Here is an 18,307-nt window from a genome sequence, read left to right as displayed (position 1 = left end):
TGTTTAGCCGCGGATCAATGCTTTGGTAGCACCGGACGGCGGCTTCCAAAGGCAGTGTCAGAAGACTGGGCAGGGTTGATGTCGACCCTTGCTCAGTATTTGGCGACCAGTGCTCTACGGCCTGGTTCGACGGCAGATATCCATTTCTGCCGGTTATTCGGTAAAGCCGTGAATCTGTGGAGGTTGCAGGCTTGCCCGGGAGGGCACTGTGTCAGCCCGGGAAAACCAATGGCCCTCTCATTTTCTGAACTGCGTCATGGCCTCCTGTTTACTCACCACATCGCCATACTTGTTATCAATGTCGAACAGGTTGGCTTCGTGTGGTGCGGGGTGTCGATCGCCGACGCATTCGCGAACAACGATGGTCCGGAATCCATGCTGCACGGCATCTACCGCCGTCGCGCGAATACAGCCACTGGTTGAGCAGCCCGCCAGTACCACGGTGTCGATACCTTTGGCGCGCAGCATCGACGCCAGGCTGGTGCCAAAAAACGAGCTGGCGTATTGCTTGCTGATGACCACTTCGTCCGGGTTGGGCAGCACCGGCTCGCAGAAGGCTGCCAGTGGGTTGCCCTCGATCATGTCTTTCATCACGGGGGCTTTTTTGACCCATATACCGCCGTCGGCAAAATGCCCTGGGTGGTAGCGAATGTTTGTATGCACTACCAGGACTTCATGTTGGCGGGCGCAGGCCAATAGTTCGACGCTCTCGGCTACAGCGCTGACCACGCCTGGCGCGTACAGCGGTGCGCCCTCTTGGGTATAGCCCTGCATGAAATCGATCATCAACAGCGCAGGCTTATTGCCAAAGCCGATGCGCTGGCCCCACACGCCCTGATAGTTGGCATCGGCACTTTGTTCTTGGCTCATGACACTCTCCTATTTATAGGCGCCAGACAGCAGCGCGCCCGCACCCGGAACGATGGGCTCCAGGTCCAGTGCCTTGAGCATGGCGTAGGTGGTGGCGATGGCGGCGGTGAGTACCGGTTTGCCGGTTTCGGCCTCGACTTGTGAGACCACTCCCAGCGATTGCATCTGCACGCAGGCCGACAGGACGATCACATCCACGCCTTCAAGGTTCATGTCGCGCACAATGGCGGGCAGGTTGGCCGGGTCGTGGCGGGCGACGGCCAGGTTGTCGGGAATTTCCAGGGCGCGCCAGTCCACCACCTCGAAACCTTCTTCGCGAATGTAATCCACCACCAGCTCGGTCAGCGGCTTCATGTACGGCGCGACAATGGCAATGCGTTTGGCGCCCATTACTTTCAAGCCATCGATCAAGGCGCCGGCGCTGGTGATGACCGGTGCGTTACCGTCGTTGTCGGCGGTGGCCTGGCGCAGGCGTTTCTCGGACTGGCGATGGTAGCCCAGGCCCATGGCCATGATTGCGACCAGGCAGGCATAACCCAGTACATCGACCTTGGCGTCCGACAGCTCAATGGCACAGCGGTCGGACTCGCCGTCCATGGCCGCCAGTTCCTCCTTGCGCACTTGCTTCATGCGCATGCGGCTGGAGTGAAAGGTGAAGCGTTCGGGGCGGATCAATTGGCGTGCTGCCAGCATCGCCGGGATCTCGGTTTCCATGGTGGTGTTGGAGCTCGGCACAATCTGGCCGATACGATAAGGCTCGATCACAAGCTATCTCCTTTGCAACGTGCGTTGAATTCAGGTCAGGGGCTGGCCGAGGAAATCGCCGAAAGCCGCGAAAAAACCTTCGAGGTCATCCCACGGAATCATGTGCCCGGCGTTTTCAACGTGAGCAATCTGGATCGCGGGTTGCAGGTCGCGAATTTCCGCTTCGTCCCCGGCCTGGATTACGCCGCCGCGACCGGCAACGATCAGCAGGGCAGGGACAGGCAGGTGCGGCAGATCTTGATGAAAGTCCACGTCATGAAAATCGTTGAAGGCGCGGACGATGGCCGGTTCGTAGCAGGTGTGCAGCCACTCGGCGCGTACTTGCAGCTGCTCCTCGGTCCAGGTCGGGCAGAAGGCGCGCATGGCGTCGGCGTCCATCCCGCTTAGTGATTGGCGGATAGAGTCCACGTACCACGACAGCTTGCTCGGGTACTCGCGCCGGCCGGGGCCGGAGACGGGAGGATCGATCAGTACCAGGCTTTGCAGACCTTCTGGATTGCGTACGGCGCTGCGCACGGCAAACCGCGCGCCCATGGAGTGGCCGACCAGGTGATAGGCATTGATGCCCATGGCTTTGGCGAATGCGCCGATGTCATCGGCGCAGGCGTCGGTGCCGTAGTCCAGTTCCGGTCCGGTGGAGGACAGGCCGCGGCCACGAACGTCGAGTACGTAGGTATCGAAATACTGGCCCAGGCGCTCGGCGACAAACCCCCAGGTGATAGCCGGGCTGGTGATGCCGGGAATCAGCAACACTATCGGTTTGCCGGTGCTGCCCTGACCGCCATAACGCAGGTAGTGCTGGCGGATACCATTGGCTTGAACGTTGCCGCCCTGAATGAAGGTGCTCATGCGGCCACTTCCGATTTCAGTGGGTGGCCGTAGAGGTCATAACCATAGACCCAGGCCGGATCTTCCTGTGCGCGCAGCCAGGTGTTGGCATTGGACACCGCCTGTACTCGCGAGGCACGGTCCTTGCGGTTGGCTTCGTATAGCTTGAACGCGGTGCGGTAATCGGTGAGCCCGGTTTCCTGCAGGCAGCGGGTCAACATGGCGGCATCTTCGATGGCCATGCCCGCGCCTTGCGCCATGTGCGGTTTCATCGGGTGGCAGGCATCACCCAGCAACACCATCCGTCCACGGCTCCAGAGCGGTAGCGGGTTGCGATTGAGCAGCGGCCATTTGGTCACGCTTTCACTGGATTCGATCAACGCTTGAACGGTGGGGTGATAGCCCTGGAATGCGTCGTACATTTCGTCGCGGCTGCTATCGACAAAGCTGCCCTGGAAGTCCCAGGCCGGGTGCGGTACGCCGGTGACGTAGTAGTACTCATCGCGCTTGCTGGTGGTGTGGTAGACCATCATGTGACGATCTTCGCTCCACCACTTCACGCAGTTTTCAAAGTCCATGTTGTACTTGGCCAGCACCTCGCCGCGAATCAAGGCGCGGTGGGCAACCCAGCCGCTGTACAGCGGTCTTTCCGCTCCGAGCAACTCTTCGCGAATTCTGGAGTTGATGCCATCGGCGCCGATGACGATGTCGACCTCGGTGGTGGTGCCGTCGCTGAAGTGCAGGCGCACCAGATCATCGGTTTCCTCGATCCCGGTCAGGCGCTTGTTGAAGTGCACAGTGCCCGGCGCAATAGTTGACATTTGCAGTGCATGCAGGTCCCCGCGGTGCACGGTGATGTAAGCCGCGCCGTATTCCTTACGAGCGAATTCACCCAAGGGGATGCGGGACAGATAGTCACCGCTGGCGCCGTCGCGGCTGAACCAGAAATCAGGGTGCGAGCCCATGTCGCTCAACTTCTGCTCAATGCCCATGCGGCGGAAGATTTTCATGATGTTGGGGCCCATGTGGATGCCCGCACCAATACGGGAAAACTCTGGCGCCTGTTCATAAACGTCGACTTCGAACCCGGCTTTCTGTAACAGCGTTGCAGCAGCAGCGCCACCTAGACCGGCGCCGACGATTGCGATTTTTTGTTTGTTTCGCATGGGGCTTTTCCTTCGATTTGAATATTTGGCTGGTGAGATCGGGTTGTCGTCTCGCCGCGAATTGAAGTGTATACGCTATTGTTTTTCGAATGGAAGAGACCGCTTGAAAAATAAAAATCAACGATAAACGGTACGCGTAACGCTTCGTAACCTATAAATAGCGGGTGAGTGTCGCTTTGTAACGTTTCGCTCCTTCTCTTGAGACGTCCGTTAATTTGTTGTGCTATCGTCATTAAATAGCGTATACACTTCAAATTCGTGCAGCTGCCAAGCCCGCTGCCTTGCTTTGGTGCGCAGAGCGCGAGGCTCGAACGAACTCAACAGGTTAAGAGGAAGACAAGAAATGCCGGTAAGCGATTGCGAACTGACCCAGATGTTTGAACACGTGTTGAAACTGTCGAAAGTGGACTCCACTCAAAGTGTCGCGGTGCTGAAAAGCCACTACTCCGACTCGCGTACCGTGCGGGCGGCCATGGACGCCGCCCAGCGTCTTGGGGCCAAGGTCTATGCGGTCGAGTTGCCGTCATTCAATCACCCGATGGCCATGGGCAACGACATGACCGCTTACTGCGGCGACACCTCGCTGACCGGCAATATCGCCGCGCAACGGGCGCTGGAAGCGGCGGACCTCGTGGTCGACACCATGATGTTGCTGCACTCGCCGGAGCAGGAGCAGATCCTCAAGACCGGGACGCGCATACTGCTGGCGGTCGAACCACCGGAAGTGCTGGCGCGGATGCTGCCTACGCTGGCGGACAAAGAGCGGGTGATGGCGGCCGAGAAGCTGCTGAAGCAGGCGCGCTCGATCCACGTGAAGTCCAGGGCCGGCAGTGATTTCAAGGCGTTGCTCGGGCAATACCCTGCGGTCACCGAGTACGGTTTTGCCGATGAACCGGGGCGTTGGGATCACTGGCCCAGCGGTTTTCTATTCTCCTGGCCAAACGAGGAAACCGCCGAGGGCGTACTGGTGATCGACGTCGGCGATATCCTGTTGCCGTTCAAGAATTACTCGCGAGAGAAGATCACCCTGGAAATCGAAAAGGGTTTCATTACTTCGATCCATGGTGGCTTCGAGGCCGAATACCTGCGTGACTACATGAAGTACTTCAACGACCCCGAGGTGTACGGCATCTCCCATATCGGCTGGGGTTTGCAGCCGCGTGCGCAGTGGACCGCCATGGGCTTGCATGACAAAAACGACGGCATGTGCATGGATGCCCGGGCGTTCTACGGCAACTTCCTGTTCTCCACCGGGCCCAATACCGAGGTGGGCGGTACCCGAAAAACCCCGTGCCATCTGGACATCCCGCTACGTCATTGCGATATCTACCTCGATGATCAGGCGGTGGTCCTGGGCGGTGATGTGGTAGCGCCGCAGGCCTCTATCGCGCGGTGATATAAAAGAGGGGGCCCAAGCCAGTGACCCACCACGATTGAGTTACCTTGATCCCCCTCGCAGGTTAATGTAAACGCCACTTACTTTTTTTTGATAGAGCCCGCCGTGCCGGATACGACAGACAACACCCCACAGACAACCGCGCCCTATGCCTTTTCCGAGCAGGTCGGTCATTTGCTGCGCAAGGCTTACCAGCGCAACATGGCGATCTTCCAGCAGAACGTCGACGATTCGCAGCTGACCGCTGTGCAGTTCATCACGCTGTGCGCCGTGCGTGATGCCGGACCTAGCTCATTGACCGAGCTGGTCAAGGCCACTGCGGTGGACCAGGCGACCATTCGAGGCATCGTCGAGCGGCTCAAGGCGCGCGACCTGATCACCCTGGAGCCAGACCCTCAAGATCGGCGCAAAGTCATCGTTGGCCTGTCCGACAGTGGCCATCAATTAGTGCGTGACACCGTGCCTCATGCTGCCCGCGTCAGCGAACTGACCATGGGTAATCTCAACCCGGCCGAGCGCGTTGCGATGCTGTATCTGCTGCGCAAGATGATCGATGACGCCGACGATTGACGAGTAAGAAACCGCCCCTGGCATTCTTCTTGCGTCTGACTCATGAAGTGGATACTTCATGAAAAAAATGTAGTCAGGGGTAACGTGAGGAGTCGGGTAGCCATCCCCCTCTTCAAGCTTTAGAACCCGCAATGGCACTGCGCAGGATCTGCGCAGCCTGCGCATGCGGTACCGGTCACGCCTTTTTCATGTAGTGATTACTTAATAAAAAGCCGCGCCTCATCAAGAGAGCGAGCGGTAACACCTGGAGAGTGCGACATGAGTGAGCAAGCACTGGCGCCGGAAAAGACCGTGACGCTTCACGTCAATGGCCAGACCACTACGGTCTGTGCCATGGCCGACACACCGCTGTTGCTGGTGCTGCGTAACGATTTACAGCTCAACGGCCCGAAATATGGTTGTGGCCTGGGCGAGTGCGGCGCCTGCACGGTGATCATCGATGGTGTTGCGGCGCGGGCTTGTGTGTTTCCGTTGTCCGGCGCCGAGGGCCGGGAAATCATCACCCTCGAAGGCATTGGTACCCGTGAGCATCCGCACCCGGTGCAGCAGGCCTTCATTGAGGAGCAGGCGGCGCAGTGCGGCTACTGCATGAACGGCATGATCATGACCGCCAAGGCCCTGCTCGATCGCACCCCGCACCCCAGCGAGGCACAGATTCGCAACGAACTGTCGGCCAATCTCTGCCGCTGCGGCACCCATATCGAAATTCTTCGAGCGGTACTGCGTGCCGCCCGTCAAAAGTCTTGAACGGATTGATGACCATGACCCATGCAACGCTCACCCGTGCTCAGCTGTTGACCAAGTCCGGCGTCTTGTTGATCGTCGATCAGATCCAGCCACCCTCCGGTCCTGTGGCCAAAGGTGGCGTACCCTTGATCAAACCCCAGGAGCTGGCGTTGTTCATTGCGGTCAACGACGACGGCAAGGTCTATGGGTTCAACGGCCACGTGGATCTGGGCACCGGGATCCGTACTTCGCTGGCACAAATCGTCGCCGAAGAGCTGGACCTGGCGCTGGATCAAGTCTGTATGGTCCTTGGCGATACCGATAGCGCGCCGAACCAGGGCGCAACCATCGCCAGTGCGACCATCCAGATTTCGGCCATCCCCTTGCGTAACGCGGCGGCTGAAGCCCGGCGATTTTTGCTGGCACGGGCGGCCCGGCGTTTTGCCGTTGCGGCTGACACCTTACGGATAAACAGCGGGGTAATCAGCAGCGAAGACGGTCGCCAGCTAACGCTTGCCGAACTGGTGGAGGGCGAGCGTGACCAGTTGACGATTTCCGGCGATGCGCCGCTCAAGCGTCTGGAAGATTATCGGCTGGTGGGCAAGGGCGCAGCGCGGGTGGACATTCCGGGCAAAGCCACCGGTGAGCTGACCTACGTGCATGACATGCGGCTGCCGAACATGCTTCATGGCCGGGTGATTCGCCCACCTTACGCCGGGCTCGACAGCGGTGATTTCGTCGGCAAAAGCCTGCTGGAGGTGGACGAGTCTTCCATCGCGCACATTCCCGGCATCGTGCGGGTGGTGGTGATTCGCGATTTTGTCGGCGTGGTCGCCCTGCGTGAAGAGCAGGCCGCGAAGGCCGCCCAGGCGCTGAAGGTCACCTGGAAAGCCTGGAACCACAAACTGCCGAACATGGGTGACATCGCGCAGGCCATTCGCGACAACCCCCGGGTGCAGCGCGTCGTGCTGGACAAGGGCAATGTTGAGCAAGCCTTGGAGCAGGCCAGCGAGCGCATGGCCCGCACCTACCTGTGGCCGTATCAGCTTCACGCCTCCATCGGCCCGTCATGCGGGCTGGCGGACTATCACGAGGACGGCATTCGCGTCTGGTCCGGCACGCAAAACCCGCATTTACTGCGCGCTGACCTGGCATGGCTGTTGGAGTATCCGGAAGAGCGGATCGAGATCATCCGCATGGAAGCGGCAGGTTGTTACGGGCGTAATTGCGCCGACGACGTCTGCGCCGATGCGGTGTTACTGTCCCGGGCCGTCGGCCTGCCGGTACGGGTGCAACTGACCCGGGAGCAGGAGCATGTCTGGGAGCCCAAAGGCACGGCGCAACTGATGGAAGTCGATGGAGGCATCAACGCCGATGGTAGTGTGGCCGGTTACGATTTCCAGACCAGCTACCCGTCCAACGGTGCGCCGACCCTGGCACTGCTGCTGACAGGGCGTGTCGAACCGGTAGCGGCGATGTTCGAAATGGGCGACCGCACTTCGATCCCTCCGTATGATTTTGAACACATGCGCGTGAGCGTAAATGACATGGCACCCATTGTCCGGGCTTCGTGGATGCGGGGCGTGTCGGCGCTGCCCAATACGTTCGCCCATGAGTCATATATCGATGAATTGGCCTTTGCCGCGGGCGTCGACCCTGTCGAATACCGCTTGCGTTATCTGAATGATGAGCGCGCCTCGGATCTGGTCAAGGCCACGGCTGCCCGCGCCGAATGGACGCCGCGTACGCAGCCGATGCAAATCCCGGAACAAGACAACATCCTGCGCGGCCGTGGTTTTGCCTATGCCCGTTACATTCACAGCAAATTTCCAGGTTTTGGCGCTGCGTGGGCAGCGTGGGTCGCGGACGTGGCGGTGGACAAGCGCAGCGGTGAAGTGTCAGTCACACGGGTCGTGATCGGTCATGACGCCGGGATGATGATCAACCCGGCCGGCGTGCAACATCAGATTCACGGCAATGTGATTCAGTCCACCAGTCGCGTGCTCAAGGAGCGCGTGACCTTTGAAGAGTCCACCGTTGCCAGCAAGGAATGGGGCGGCTACCCGATCCTGACATTCCCCCAGGTACCGGAAATCGATGTGCTGATGATGCCGCGCCAGAACGAAGCACCCATGGGGGCGGGTGAGTCGGCGGCAGTGCCGAGCGCGGCAGCGATAGCCAATGCGATCTACGACGCCACCGGGATTCGCTTTCGTGAACTACCGATCACCGCTGAGCGTGTGCTGGCCGCGCTCAAAGGCTCGGCGGACGAAGCGAATGCCAATCCCCCTGATTCGCCAAAGGCCAAGCGCTCGAAATGGATGTTTGGCTCATTGTTCGCAGCGTTCGGCGCGATACTTGGCGTTGCTGCCACGGCTTTGCCCTGGCGTGCAGAAATCGCACCGATCACGCCACCCAGTGCCGGCACCTGGTCTGCGGCGACGCTGGAGCGAGGGCGTTTGCTGGCGGCAGTTGGCGATTGCGCGGTGTGCCACACAGCGCCAGGCGGCGCGACCAATGCGGGCGGGTTGGCCATGCAGACGCCTTTCGGAACGCTGTACAGCAGCAACATCACACCTGACCCGACAACCGGGATTGGCAATTGGTCCTATCCTGCGTTCGAGCGGGCCATGCGCGATGGCATCAGTCGCGATGGCAGGAATCTGTATCCGGCATTTCCTTACACTGCCTTCAGAAACATCAATGATGCCGATATGCAGGCACTTTACGCGTACCTGATGTCTCAGTCCCCGGTGAGCCAGCCAGCCAAGGTTAACGACATGCAGTTCCCGTTCAACATGCGGCCGCTGATGGCGGGTTGGAACGCTTTATTCCTGCGCAAGGGTGAAATCCAGGTGCAGCCGCAACGCAGCGAGCAGTGGAATCGCGGCGCCTACCTGGTCAATGGGCTGGGTCACTGCGCGGCCTGTCATTCACCGCGCAACCTGATGGGGGCGGAGAAGGGCGGTAAAAATTTCCTGGCGGGCGGCATGGTCGATGGCTGGGAAGCCCCTGCGCTCAATGGCTTATCCAAGTCGCCTACGCCGTGGACCGAAGACCAACTGTTCACCTACCTGAGCAGTGGTTATTCCGATGCCCACGGTATCGCGGCGGGACCCATGGGGCCAGTGGTGAGTGAATTGGCGAAGCTGCCCAAAACAGACATACGGGCGATGGCGGTTTACCTCGCGTCGCTCGATGGAGCGGCGCAAGCACAGACCCGCTCAAGCACCGAAACCGTAGCGCAACCCAGCATCACAGAGGTGTCGTTGAGCAATGGTCGGCGGGTGTTTGAAGGTTCCTGCCAAGGCTGTCACGCCGATGGTCTTGGGCCGAAATTGTTTGGTGTCAGCCCCTCGTTGGCGACTAACACCAACCTTCACAGTGCTCTGCCAGACAACCTGCTGAAGGTCATTTTGCAAGGCATCTCCAACCCGGCGACGCCGGACCTTGGTTATATGCCAGGTTTCAAGGACAGCCTGTCCAACAGGCAGATCGCCGAACTGACGGCCTATCTGCGCAATCGCTTCGCCTCAGCTGAACCTGCATGGCAAGGGCTGGAGCAGAAGGTCGCGCACTTGCGGGCCAATCCCGGCACTCATTGATCAGCGGGTAACCGAGGCACAGGCAGTGTCAGCACGCCGCGCACCACCAGATCGCTGATGAACGCCAACCAGTCCTGCTGCTGGCCTTGATCCGCCAGATCTTGACCAAGAAATGAGGTGAGGGTGTACCGGTTGGAGTTATAGAAGTAGCAGAGCGAGGCGATCATCAAGTAGACGTGATTGATGTCGATGTCCTGGCGAAACACCCCCTGCCGCTGACCCGCTTCGATGATCGGTGTGATCACGCCCAGCGTGGTGCTGGACAAGCGACGAAGCTCACTGGACTGTCTGGCGTGCGTGCCCTCGTGCAGGTTTTCGATATTGAGGATAGCGACGAATTCCGGATGCTTTACGTAGTAATGCCAGACGAATGCTACCCGATCACGCAAGGCCTGCACGGGGTTCGAAAGGTCCGGGTGTAGCATGCTTTCGGCTTGGTTGAATGCTTCATAAGTGTGTTCAAGCACCCGTACAAAGAGGTTTTCCTTGCTGCCGAAATAGTAATAGATCATCCGGTCATTGGAATCGGCTTCACTGGAAATCTGTTCGATCCGCCCGCCCGCATAACCATCACGGGTGAAGATCTTGACCGCGGCTTTGAGAATACGAGCCTTGGTCTGGTCGGCCTGCTGGGCTCTGATACCTGTTTTTTTGTTCACGCTGTTGCCCTTGACGATTATGCGTAGCGATATTTATGGCTAGGAAATGACATGACATTCCGTGGTAGTGCGCCACCGATCTCTGAACTGGGCACTCCGGCCAAAGGGTTTATTTGGGCGCCCCGGGTTTTCTCGTACACCGTATGCATTAGATCGATAGATCGATGGCGCATTGTTCTTCGACGAATGCAAGGGAATGAATAGTACTCCCGTTCACTGCGTTCGGCGGGTTGTTGGCAACGCTGTTTTTCCCCGCAAACTAGGGGCGATCACTTGAAGACGATGCGCAGCAATCAACTGAATTTGACCCGGGAGTGACCATGTCTGATTTGTACGCCTTGCTCGATGCATTGGATCAAGCCAGCAGCACAAAGATCGATGCTGTACTCGCCACGGTCGTCAAGGTCGAGGGCTCGGCCTATCGGCGTCCGGGTGCGAGGATGCTGATTCCGCTTTTTGGCCAGACAGTCGGAACTATAAGCGGTGGTTGTCTGGAACAGGAATTGGCCAGGAAGGCCTGGTGGTTAACCGAGTCCGGTGGCGCAGTGGTTCGTCGTTACAGCACTGCAGCCAAGGAAGATGAGGACGCCGATGATGAAGACGCGGCGCTGACGTTTGGTCTGGGCTGCAACGGTACCGTGCATGTACTCCTGGAGCGCCATGATGCCGGCAAGCAGAGTCTGTTGCTCGATGTGCTGCAACAGGTGAAGGCCACCGGTCAACCGGCAGCACTGGCAACGGTCATCTCGGCGGGTCGAAAAAACCGTGTGCGAGTCGGTGCTCGAATGGGACTGAACGCCTTTATGAACGCGTGTGAGGGCATCCAGTGCCAAGCGCTTCAACACACCCTGCAGGGTGATTTGCGCAGTACCCTTGCGCGCAAGAAGTCTCAGTTGATGATTTACGGAAGCGGAGCCGATGAAGTCGAGGTCTTTCTTGAATACATCGCGCCACAGCGTCGACTGATGATCTTTGGCGCGGGTCATGACGCCCATCCTTTGGTGCAGTTCGCCAGGGATTTGAACTGGCATGTCACGGTGGTGGACGGGCGTGCGCACTTTGCTCGCCCGGAACGGTTCCCTGGAGCAAACCACGTCATTGTTGCGCCTATCAACGAGCCCTTTAACTTATCCAGTGCTGTCGACGGTGCCGCAGTGGTGATCATGACCCACAGCTATCGACAAGATCGGTATTGGCTGGAAAACGTTTTGCAATGTTCTCCCGCCTATGTCGGGCAGTTGGGTCCTCGAGAGCGAACAGAACGACTGCTTGATGAGATGGGCGCATCGGCCCGTTCGCCAGAAGTTGTGCCCGGGCTTCATTATCCGATTGGGTTGGATTTGGGGGGCGATACCCCGGCGAGCGTGGCCTTGGCCATTGTTGGCGAGATCACGGCCTACCTCATAATGAACGCAGTGGCGGCATGCTGAAATACCGCAAGACCACCATTCACCAAGCTTGTGAGCCAACCCGCTCTCCAGCGGTGGGCGGCCTGCAGGCGAAAATGGAAGCGTAGCGGCTACAGGGACTTGTGCAGTTTTGCGGTTCAGGCTTTCTAAACTGGCAGATCACCTGCTGTGTCCTCTGTACCGCCGTTTTTATTTGTTCGGCCTCCACGTTAGCCGCGGCTTATGCCTGTGCCTTGGCGGTTTTCTTGTGTTCGTTGGGATTGATCTGTTCATCGATAAGTGCTCGGGCCTGGTTACGTGTCTTGCGGATGTCGGTCAGGAATTTGCGTGGCCAGGTTCCGCAGGCGTACTCTTTGTTCTGCTCGCCCCAGCGATACCGATAGAAAAAGCTGACCGACACACCGTCCTTACGCACGGAGATTCGACCGGCGAGATTGCCATCCTCCCTGAGGATGTGGCCGGCATCGTTGGCGGTCAGCGACTCGAGTTCTTTGATGGTAATTTTGGCCATGAAATGGGTTACCCCTACTTTTCCCCCCACAAAAACGTCGGCTCTTGATGGACGTTCCTGGACTCTCGTAGCGCCGAACACCGCTGGAGCTCAAGTAAATACTCGCTTGTGAAAATCCAGAGGAGGATTTTCGAAGCTTTCAAGACGTATGAAAAAGGAGATGGGGTGCTAGGGGTCGAGTGTTCGAATCACTCCGTTCCGACCATATAAATCAAGGGGTTGCGAGATTTTATCTCGCGACCCCTTTTTATTTTTAGGCGTTTTTACCCCTACAGAACGACTGGCTCTCGGTGGAATCCTCACTTCTTTCGGAGGAGATGGGCGAAAGCTTTCTCGGTTCCGGATCGCATATCCATCGGCACGGCGACCAGCCAGATGGCGTCGATGTGGATCACGGGGCAAGTCTCGCAGCTACCTACACAAAAGGAAGCTGCTTTTCGGTCACTTGCTTATCGGTGTGTTCTTTTTACTACGTAGTTCAACGCTCAGCACGCTGGAAATAACGCCAGAACAGTAATGCATAGACGATGTCACCCGATGCCACTACTGGCAATGGCCAGGGTATGCTGCCCGCCAGCCAGTGACCATAAACCACCACAACAAACAGTACTTTCAGGATTACCCCGAGCAGGATATAGGGACGATACTGCAGCGGATCGCGAGCGATCATCCAATAGGCCCAGCCGAATACGATAACCAGGCACGTGGTGAGTTGAATGAAGAGGGTTGAGGTAGGGGTAATTTGCAGCCCCAACAGTGCAGCTACGGGTTGTAGGGCTACGAGTAGTGGAAGGCCCGCGAGTACGTTGAAACAAGCGGCAGAAATAAACAGCTTGCGGGTATAACTGTCGGTCATGGGGTTGTTCCTGAGAGGTGGTGACGCCTCGCATCACGCAGAGACATCCTGTAGCTTTTGGGTCTCAGCCAAGCAGCTTGAGTAATGCCGGATAGCTATTGGGGAACAGCCTGCTCATCCAGAACAAGGTGCTCGACTTGTTCCCTGTGATAATGCGTTTGGTTCCGTTGCGGAGCCCCTTGATGATGTCGCCGGCACAATCCGCCGCTGGCGTCAGTAGCATCTTGTCTGCGAGTGCCGTGAACCTTTCTTCTGTTTTGCCGGCGGCTTTACAACGTCGTCCGGACTTCTCGATATTGGTTCGAATTCCTCCGGGGTGCACACACACGGCGCGTACACCGCTACCATCGAGTTCAGACCATAATGCTTCGGTCAGACCACGTACGGCGAACTTCGACATGTTGTAAGCGCTTTGCATCGGGAAACCCACCAGGCCAAATACGCTGGAAATGTTGACGATGCAGCCCTCTCGCTGGGCCTGCATCATCGGCAGGAACGCTTTGGTACCGTACAACACGCCCCACATGTTGATACCGAGTTGCCACTCGTACTCATCGATGGAGGTGTTGGCAACTGTCCCGATGACTGCGGCACCTGCGTTATTGATGACGAAGTGCGCCGTGCCAAAATCTCGTTTCACCTCGTCGGCATGAGCCTGGAAGGCGTCCCAGGACGATACGTCCAGGAGGTAACCTTTCGCTTTGCTGGCGTCAGGCAATAGCTTCATGGTTTTGTCGAGACCAATCTGGTTGATGTCCGACAGGGCGACATGCGCGCCAGCTTCCACCATCTGGATAGCCAACTCCCGACCAATGCCTGATCCTGCGCCGGTGATGACGACTACTTTGTTTTGGAACATGTTTTTTATCCTTCTTGTTTTGATTGGTTTGGCCACTACAAATTTTTCTGACAAGAACTATTTGCTGAGAATGTGGATCGCGACGGCTGCCTCCTCAATACCCTGCAAACCGCCGCCGTTCTCCTGGATTGCATGGCGTGCGCCATATACCTGGCGTGCGCCAGCCTCTCCGCGCAGTTGCGTCACAAGTTCGTAGAGTTGTCCGATCCCGGTAGCGCCGAGTGGATGGCCTTTCGATTCCAGGCCACCTGAGGTATTGACCGGGATGCGCCCGCCCAGCGTGAATTCGCCACGTTCAGCCGCAGGTCCGCCCTGACCGAACGGGACCAGGCCCAGGTTTTCGACCTGAATGATTTCGCCCATCGCCGAGGCGTCATGGACTTCGGCGACATGCATGTCTTGCGGCCCCAGGCCCGCCTGTTCATAGGCCTGGTTAGCTGCCAGGTGACTGACGTTCAGTTCCGGCTGATCGAGCCGGCGATGGCTGAAGCTACGGATGACGCTGGCCGCTATCTTGATGCAGCGGCTTCTGTCGGCACCGATGCGTGCGAGTCCTTCCTCGGTGCACAGGATGGCTGCTGCTGCGCCGTCCGACAGCGGCGCGCACATTGGCAGGGTGAGCGGGTAGGTGATCGGAGGGGCGGCAAGGATTTCGTCGATACCGAAGGCTTTGCGAAATTGCGAGTAGGGGTTATGGACCGAGTGGGTGTGGTTTTTCGCCGACACCGCTGCGATCTGCCGCTGCGTGGTGCCGTAGGTTTTCATATGCTGGCGGCATAATGCGGCATAGATGGCCATGAACTTACTGTAAGGCTTGTCCGATTCCGACCCGGCGGGCGGCACCACGCCTTCGCCCATTTTCACCAGCGTCTGATAATTCTCTTCGGCGCGAGAAACATCCCATCCAGCCTCGAACAGCGAGAGGGCTTTCAGTTTATCCGGGATGTTCATCTTTTCCGCACCCAACGCCAGCGCGATACTGGCCGTACCGGCCTTGAGACTTTGCACGGCCAGATTGAAGGCTGAGCTACCCGAAGCGCAGGCATTCTCGACGTTATAGATAGGAATGCCTTGAATACCGATCTTGCTGAACACGACTTGACCGGGGATCGAGAGCTGGCCTTGCAATGGGCCATTGGTCATGCCGGCATAAAATGCGATATCGAGATCGGCGGCAGTGCAGTGGGCGTCCTTCAATGCGCCATGGAATGCCTCGCGTGCCAAGTCGTCGAGGCTGCGTTCGGTGTGGCGACCGAAGACGGTCATGGCGATGCCGGCGATATAGATATTGCTCATTGAAAATTCCTTATATTCAGTTGGTCGGTGTCCAGTTCGCACCCCTCCGGTTGTGTCAGATCTTGCGAGCTGCGTTTTCCCAATACGGCTGACGCAGTTCTTTTTTCAGCACCTTGCCCACCGGACTGCGTGGCAGGCTGGTAGTGAAGTCGACAGACTTCGGTGCCATCACGCTCCCCAGCTTGACTTTGCACAGCTCGATAAGCTCCTGCTCTGTGGTTTCCTGGCCTGGGTTGAGCTCGACCACGGCCTTGACGGCCTCGCCCCATTTCTCATCGGGCACGCCAATCACGGCGCAGTCCTGAACGGCCGGATGTCCCCACAACACTTGCTCGACCTGGCTGGGATAGACGTTGAAACCGCCGGAAATAATCATGTCCTTTTTGCGATCGGTGAGGTGCAGATAGCCTTCGGCATCGATATGGCCGATGTCGCCGGTATGCAGCCAACCGTCGATGATGGTCTCGGCGGTCTTCTCCGGCTGCTTGTAGTAACCCTTCATGATCAGGTCGCCGCGCACGCATATTTCACCGGTTTCACCGCGCGGCAGGATCTGGTGGGTGTCGCTCATCACTTCGACGCGGACCAGCGGGTTAGGGCGGCCGACCGAGGACAGGCGTTCGTCGTCGGCGAATTGGTCACCCACCAGATGTTCGTCGGGACGAAAGTTGGCGATGCTGGCCGGTGCTTCGGTCTGACCATAGCCGCCGGTCATGACCGGACCGAAAATCTCGATAGCTTTCTTCAGCTTGTCTACCGACATGGGAGCCGCGCCGTACATCAGGTACTTCACCGAGGAGAAATCCAGCGTCTCGATACCGGGAATTTCCAACAGCCTGTAGATCACCGTTGGCGGCAGAAAGAGCTCGCTGACCTTGTGCTGCGCAATGGCGTTCAACATCAATGCCGGATCAGGTTTGGTAATAACTACTACAGTGCCACCTTGCGCCGTGCAGGGTACGGACAACAGGCCGGCAGTGTGGGTCATCGGTGCGGCGGCCATATTCACCGGCTTTTCACCATTGCGATAAGCACAGGTCAGCATGAAGTGGGCGATGAACGTCTGCAGGCTGCGGTGGGTGTTCATCACTCCCTTTGGCGTGCCCGTAGTGCCACCCGTGGGTGAGACCGCCACCACGTCGTCCATGTCATAGGCGACTTCGGGACGGCTCGCCGGCTGGCCGGCACTCCATAGCTCCAGCGAAGGTGCATCGACAGCGTCGGCATCGATACAGATCCAGTGCTTGATCTTCGGCAGCTTGGGCCGTAGCTCGGTGATGATTTGCGCGAAGTCGTTCTGGTAGAACATCACCTCGCAGTCGAATGCATCGAGGATGTAGTGATTCTCTTCGCTCGAGTTGCGCGCGTTGACTGGAATCCAGGTCATGTTGGCGCGCCATAGACCCAGTGTGCAGGCCCAGGCGGTGACGTCGTTACCTGACCAGACGGCCCCCTTGGTTTCCTTCGGCAAGCCCAGTGCGAGCAATTTGTTGGCGATGCGACACGAGAGCTCGCCGATTTCGTTGAAGGTGTAAGAGCGCTCGCCTTGGATGTAGGCGACCCCGGCAGGGTTGATGCCCCAGCCGCGATCGTAAAAGTCGATGATGGCCATAAGTGGTTCCTGTGCCGGTAATCAGAGTTTGGTAACGGTGGCACGGGCCAGGCCGCGCTCTTCCAGGAAGCCGAGCAGATAGCGGTGTCCAAAAGCCTTGGAACCGGAAGCGAAGCCGACCTTGTTGGTGTCGCCGTCGAGCAGCTTGACCGCCGCCGCGGCCTGTAGGGCACCGGTGGAAATATAGGGTGTGACGCCATGCACGGTAGCGCGCACGGCGGCCAGGTGACCGCGGCCGATAGCGATGTCGACGCTACGTTGCAAGGTGGTGCGTTCGCGGGGCGGCATGCTCGGCGTGGTGGCTTCTACCAGGCTCCTCACCACCGCGTCCTGCTGCTCCTTGGACAAGTGCTTGTATTCCGCTTCCCACTTCTGGCTCAGACCATGCACCATCGGCATCACATTGTTGTCGTAGAAACCGACCGCGGAGGTGCAGGCGCGCACGCGCGGATCATGCTCGAAGTAAATCGGCAGCGAGGTTCCTCCCCAAGGCAGAGAGAAAACCGGCTGCATGAAGTTGGGGTCGACAATGTTGAACGAAGCGGTGGCGGGGTGCTGCACCAGCTTGTTTTCCCACAGGTAGAACTGCTCCCTGTGGAACAATTCGAAAATCGAGGCCGCCGAGCCCAGGCTGACCCCGGCGACATCACGCGGGCCGCGGCACAGGGCGGCGGTTTCCAGCACGTCGATGCCGGGGGTTTCCAGCGCCAGTTCGGCGGCGATCTCGGAGAAGCTGAACATGTAGGACAGCGATGGCGAAACCAGTAAGCCAGCCTGACGATAGAGTTCACCAAATTGCTCGCGAACCTGACGAACATAGCTTTGCTCGCCGGTGGTATCTATGTGGTGGCAGCCGGCCTTGAGCGCGGCCTCGACGGTGGTCAGACCGAAGTTGACGAAGGGGCCAACGGTGTTGCAGACCACCTTGGCCCCCTTGAAGGCGGCGCTCAGCGACTCGACGTTGTGCTCGGCCTCAATGATTTCATAGGTCGCGGACTCCAGGCGTACCACACGTTGCGCCATCATTTCCTGTGCGCGCTTGGCATTGCGCGCTACGGCGGTGAACGGGATGTTCTGGTCGATCAGCCAATCCATGGTCAGCATGCCGGTGTAGCCACTGGCGCCATAGACAACTACGGGGAATTTAGCCATTTTTGCGTCTCTTGTTTTTGGTTATTG

General features: G+C 58.4%; 15 protein-coding genes and 1 pseudogene. 5 read left to right on the top strand and 11 right to left on the bottom strand.

Features of this window, described 5'->3' with window-relative positions:
- Nucleotides 1-237: 237 nt before the first annotated feature.
- From AC3IT6_RS19000 to AC3IT6_RS18985, 4 genes are read right to left on the bottom strand one after another with little or no spacing between them, the layout of a single operon-like run.
- A complete protein-coding gene (locus AC3IT6_RS19000) occupies nt 238-870 on the bottom strand; it encodes an N-carbamoylsarcosine amidohydrolase (protein WP_489351966.1) in 633 nt (210 codons plus the stop codon).
- Between the two features lie 9 nt (nt 871-879).
- Nucleotides 880-1,635 carry a maleate cis-trans isomerase family protein gene (locus tag AC3IT6_RS18995; protein ID WP_489351964.1) on the bottom strand — a complete coding sequence of 252 codons (756 nt, stop codon included), beginning with the start codon at nt 1,633-1,635 and terminating at the stop codon, nt 880-882.
- Nucleotides 1,636-1,665: 30 nt separating this feature from the next.
- The gene (locus AC3IT6_RS18990) at nt 1,666-2,484 is read right to left on the bottom strand and encodes an alpha/beta fold hydrolase (RefSeq protein WP_223531268.1); all 819 of its coding nucleotides are present in this window, start codon (nt 2,482-2,484) and stop codon (nt 1,666-1,668) included.
- The gene (locus AC3IT6_RS18985) at nt 2,481-3,629 is read right to left on the bottom strand and encodes an FAD-dependent monooxygenase (protein ID WP_489351961.1); all 1,149 of its coding nucleotides are present in this window, start codon (nt 3,627-3,629) and stop codon (nt 2,481-2,483) included. The genes AC3IT6_RS18990 and AC3IT6_RS18985 overlap by 4 nt, the downstream gene beginning before the upstream one ends.
- Nucleotides 3,630-3,972: 343 nt before the next feature.
- Here AC3IT6_RS18985 and AC3IT6_RS18980 point away from each other — a divergent pair, with 343 nt between their 5' ends.
- The 4 genes from AC3IT6_RS18980 to AC3IT6_RS18965 all read left to right on the top strand — a co-directional run bounded on the left by AC3IT6_RS18980 (nt 3,973) and on the right by AC3IT6_RS18965 (nt 9,926).
- Nucleotides 3,973-5,025, top strand: coding sequence for a 2,5-dihydroxypyridine 5,6-dioxygenase (locus tag AC3IT6_RS18980; protein WP_489351959.1), 1,053 nt, complete (start codon nt 3,973-3,975; stop codon nt 5,023-5,025).
- A gap of 105 nt (nt 5,026-5,130) precedes the next feature.
- Nucleotides 5,131-5,595: a MarR family winged helix-turn-helix transcriptional regulator gene (locus tag AC3IT6_RS18975; protein ID WP_223531270.1), complete on the top strand. Its 465-nt coding sequence runs from the start codon at nt 5,131-5,133 to the stop codon at nt 5,593-5,595.
- A gap of 258 nt (nt 5,596-5,853) precedes the next feature.
- On the top strand, nt 5,854-6,342 hold the full coding sequence (locus tag AC3IT6_RS18970; RefSeq protein WP_489351956.1) for a (2Fe-2S)-binding protein: 489 nt from the start codon (nt 5,854-5,856) through the stop codon (nt 6,340-6,342).
- Nucleotides 6,343-6,356: 14 nt separating this feature from the next.
- Nucleotides 6,357-9,926: a molybdopterin cofactor-binding domain-containing protein gene (locus AC3IT6_RS18965; protein ID WP_489351954.1), complete on the top strand. Its 3,570-nt coding sequence runs from the start codon at nt 6,357-6,359 to the stop codon at nt 9,924-9,926.
- Here AC3IT6_RS18965 and AC3IT6_RS18960 read toward each other — a convergent pair.
- Entirely contained in the window at nt 9,920-10,585 is a 666-nt protein-coding gene (locus AC3IT6_RS18960; RefSeq protein WP_489351952.1) for a TetR/AcrR family transcriptional regulator, read from the bottom strand. The two genes, AC3IT6_RS18965 and AC3IT6_RS18960, sit on opposite strands and share 7 nt — an antisense overlap.
- Before the next feature lie 320 nt (nt 10,586-10,905).
- Between AC3IT6_RS18960 and AC3IT6_RS18955 the strand changes: the two genes are divergently transcribed.
- Complete coding sequence (locus tag AC3IT6_RS18955) at nt 10,906-12,015, top strand: XdhC family protein (protein ID WP_489351950.1); 1,110 nt, start codon at nt 10,906-10,908, stop codon at nt 12,013-12,015.
- 139 nt (nt 12,016-12,154) lie between these two features.
- Here the strand turns inward: AC3IT6_RS18955 and AC3IT6_RS18950 are convergent.
- The 6 genes and pseudogenes from AC3IT6_RS18950 to AC3IT6_RS18925 form a co-directional block, all read right to left on the bottom strand.
- Nucleotides 12,155-12,505, bottom strand: a pseudogene (locus AC3IT6_RS18950) (Arm DNA-binding domain-containing protein); the annotation flags it as partial.
- A gap of 478 nt (nt 12,506-12,983) precedes the next feature.
- A complete protein-coding gene (locus AC3IT6_RS18945; protein WP_489351948.1) occupies nt 12,984-13,361 on the bottom strand; it encodes a hypothetical protein in 378 nt (125 codons plus the stop codon).
- A gap of 64 nt (nt 13,362-13,425) precedes the next feature.
- Entirely contained in the window at nt 13,426-14,220 is a 795-nt protein-coding gene (locus AC3IT6_RS18940) for an SDR family NAD(P)-dependent oxidoreductase (RefSeq protein WP_489351946.1), read from the bottom strand.
- 57 nt (nt 14,221-14,277) lie between these two features.
- Nucleotides 14,278-15,516, bottom strand: coding sequence for a thiolase family protein (locus tag AC3IT6_RS18935; protein WP_489351944.1), 1,239 nt, complete (start codon nt 15,514-15,516; stop codon nt 14,278-14,280).
- 55 nt (nt 15,517-15,571) lie between these two features.
- Nucleotides 15,572-17,128 carry a class I adenylate-forming enzyme family protein gene (locus AC3IT6_RS18930; protein WP_489351942.1) on the bottom strand — a complete coding sequence of 519 codons (1,557 nt, stop codon included), beginning with the start codon at nt 17,126-17,128 and terminating at the stop codon, nt 15,572-15,574.
- Between the two features lie 21 nt (nt 17,129-17,149).
- Complete coding sequence (locus tag AC3IT6_RS18925) at nt 17,150-18,280, bottom strand: saccharopine dehydrogenase family protein (RefSeq protein WP_489351940.1); 1,131 nt, start codon at nt 18,278-18,280, stop codon at nt 17,150-17,152.
- Nucleotides 18,281-18,307 lie beyond the last annotated feature (27 nt).

The organism is Pseudomonas sp. KH_017, from assembly GCF_057840285.1.
This window is presented reverse-complemented; position numbering and strand designations above follow the sequence as displayed.

Coding starts and splice junctions, on each gene's coding strand:
- AC3IT6_RS19000 (WP_489351966.1), bottom strand. CDS start 870: ATGAGCCAAGAACAAAGTGCCGATGCCAACTATCAGGGCGTGTGGGGC.
- AC3IT6_RS18990 (WP_223531268.1), bottom strand. CDS start 2,484: ATGAGCACCTTCATTCAGGGCGGCAACGTTCAAGCCAATGGTATCCGC.
- AC3IT6_RS18985 (WP_489351961.1), bottom strand. CDS start 3,629: ATGCGAAACAAACAAAAAATCGCAATCGTCGGCGCCGGTCTAGGTGGC.
- AC3IT6_RS18980 (WP_489351959.1), top strand. CDS start 3,973: ATGCCGGTAAGCGATTGCGAACTGACCCAGATGTTTGAACACGTGTTG.
- AC3IT6_RS18970 (WP_489351956.1), top strand. CDS start 5,854: ATGAGTGAGCAAGCACTGGCGCCGGAAAAGACCGTGACGCTTCACGTC.
- AC3IT6_RS18965 (WP_489351954.1), top strand. CDS start 6,357: ATGACCCATGCAACGCTCACCCGTGCTCAGCTGTTGACCAAGTCCGGC.
- AC3IT6_RS18955 (WP_489351950.1), top strand. CDS start 10,906: ATGTCTGATTTGTACGCCTTGCTCGATGCATTGGATCAAGCCAGCAGC.
- AC3IT6_RS18945 (WP_489351948.1), bottom strand. CDS start 13,361: ATGACCGACAGTTATACCCGCAAGCTGTTTATTTCTGCCGCTTGTTTC.
- AC3IT6_RS18940 (WP_489351946.1), bottom strand. CDS start 14,220: ATGTTCCAAAACAAAGTAGTCGTCATCACCGGCGCAGGATCAGGCATT.
- AC3IT6_RS18935 (WP_489351944.1), bottom strand. CDS start 15,516: ATGAGCAATATCTATATCGCCGGCATCGCCATGACCGTCTTCGGTCGC.
- AC3IT6_RS18930 (WP_489351942.1), bottom strand. CDS start 17,128: ATGGCCATCATCGACTTTTACGATCGCGGCTGGGGCATCAACCCTGCC.
- AC3IT6_RS18925 (WP_489351940.1), bottom strand. CDS start 18,280: ATGGCTAAATTCCCCGTAGTTGTCTATGGCGCCAGTGGCTACACCGGC.